The organism is Planctomycetia bacterium, assembly GCA_021413845.1.
Taxonomy (GTDB): domain Bacteria; phylum Planctomycetota; class Planctomycetia; order Pirellulales; family PNKZ01; genus PNKZ01.
In genome coordinates this window covers 1-1,986 of record JAIOPP010000103.1, presented here as the reverse complement: position 1 = coordinate 1,986, position 1,986 = coordinate 1, and the positions used below count along the sequence as shown (strand labels likewise).

The 1,986-nt window shown below is 59.0% G+C and carries 1 protein-coding gene and 1 pseudogene; both read left to right on the top strand.

The genetic code is table 11. The annotated features are described in order from the left end of the window. The coding region (locus K8U03_19425) for an FkbM family methyltransferase (GenBank protein MCE9607061.1) at positions 1–308 on the top strand (308 nt) is incomplete at its 5' end. Positions 309–392: 84 nt separating this feature from the next. Next, positions 393–1,517 (top strand): annotated as a pseudogene (locus tag K8U03_19420) (transposase). Positions 1,518–1,986: the final 469 nt, after the last annotated feature.

Genomic DNA, 1,986 nt, shown 5'->3' with positions numbered 1-1,986 from the left:
ACAATATCGCGAGAGTTCACTTATTGAAGCTTGATATTCAAGGTGCCGAAAAACTCGCACTCGCAGGCGCGCGTCCGATGCTCGAATCCGCGGATATTGATTGCATTTATCTAGAAGTGCATTTCTCTCAAGTCTATACGGAGCAGACGACATTCGGCGAAATTGAGACCGTACTAAAAAACCACGGCTACCATCTCTACGGCTTTTACGAATTGACGCGCGAAGGCAATGGATGCCTCGATTTTTGCAACGCTCTATATCTGAGTTCTCCGCGATATCGCAGCACTGATCAGCACTACCTCTTTTGACCGCTAGCAGCCTGTTGATTTTTTGCCCGTCGCGCTATGCTCATGTCGGGCCTGAGATCGTGATGCGACGAGGAGAATGACGCGATGTCGATGGGACGGCGGAAGCGACGGCAGGAGACGTTATTCGTGGCGACGTCGGAATTGGCCCGTTCGGCCGGTCATCCGTTTTATCGGAAGCTGAACGAGCTGTTGGCGGAGGCGGAGTTCGACCGCTGGATCGAAGGCCGCTGCGAACCGTATTACGAAGCGGCCGACCAGCCGGGCCGCGAATCGATCCCACCTGGGACCTTCTTCCGCATGCTGCTGGTGGGCTACTTCGAGGGAATCGATTCCCAGCGAGGCATTGCCTGGCGGTGCGGCGACAGTCGCAGTTTAGCCGAGTTCCTGAACTACGGTCAGCAGGAGGCGACGCCCGATCATTCGACCCTCTCGTACACACGGAAGCGGTTGCCGCAGGAAGTGTTCGACGAGGTGTTTCAGTTCGTCTTAAAGCTCGCCGACGAGAAGCGACTCCTCTCGGGCAAGACGGTGGGCGTCGATAGTACGACGCTGGAGGCGAATGCGGCGATGAAGAGCATTCTCCGCCGCGACACGGGCGAAGACTGGCGGCAGTACGTCGTGCGGTTGATGAAGGAAGAAGGGAAGATCGACGCGAAACACGAGCCGACCGACGAGGAGATTCGCCGCTTCGACAAGGGGCGGAAGAACAAGAAGGTCTCGAACGACGAGTGGACCTCGCCCGTCGATCCCGACGCCAAAATCACGCAGTTGAAAGACGGTCGGACGCACTTGGCGTACAAGGCCGAGCATGTGGTCGACCTGGAGAGCGACTTGATTTTGGCGGCCGAGATTCGTCCGGCCGACCACGGCGATTCGCAGACGATGGTCGACAGCGTGTTGAAAGCTCAAGAGAACTTGCAGCAGGCCGAGATCGAGACGGAGATCGAAGAGGCGGCGGCCGACAAGGGCTACCACTCGGCCGGGACGATCGAGTTGTGCGATGCTCTCGGGCTGCGGACGTACGTCCCCGAGCCGAAGCACGCGCACGACCGCACCTGGACCGACAAATCACCGAACTTGCAACGAGCCGTGTACGAGAACCGAAGACGGATGCGGCGGGCCAAAGGCAAACGCCTCGGCCGTCTGCGGAGCGAACGGGTCGAACGGAGCTTCGCCCACGTCTGCGACTCGGGCGGGATGCGTCGCAGTTGGTTGCGCGGGCTGGTCGACGTGACGAAGCGGTACTTGATTGCGGCCGCCGCGCACAATCTCGGTCGGATTCTCCGCCGACTGTGCGGAGTCGGCAAGCCGAAGGCTCTCCAGGGCCTTCGCGCGCTCGCCGTGCTTGTGCAACTTGTCGCGACGATGCTCAGGATCACGACCGCAACCGTTGACGATCGATTCATCGTCTGGATCAAATGCTTCGCAATTCCGTACTCGCGTGCCACGACGTCCTAACTCGAAACCGATTAACCGTTAGATCAACGGACTGCTAGGTCGTCGAACCGAATTTCGACGATATATCCCCGCCACGGTCGGGCGAGCGTCCGTAACCATTGGGGAGTTTTGCGCCCGGCGGTCGCGTCGTCGTCGTAATCATAAGTGACAGTATGACGCGGAAGGTGATCGACAATCGCCCCCTCGCGATACCAATGGACGCATGGAGGAAAGATGGCCA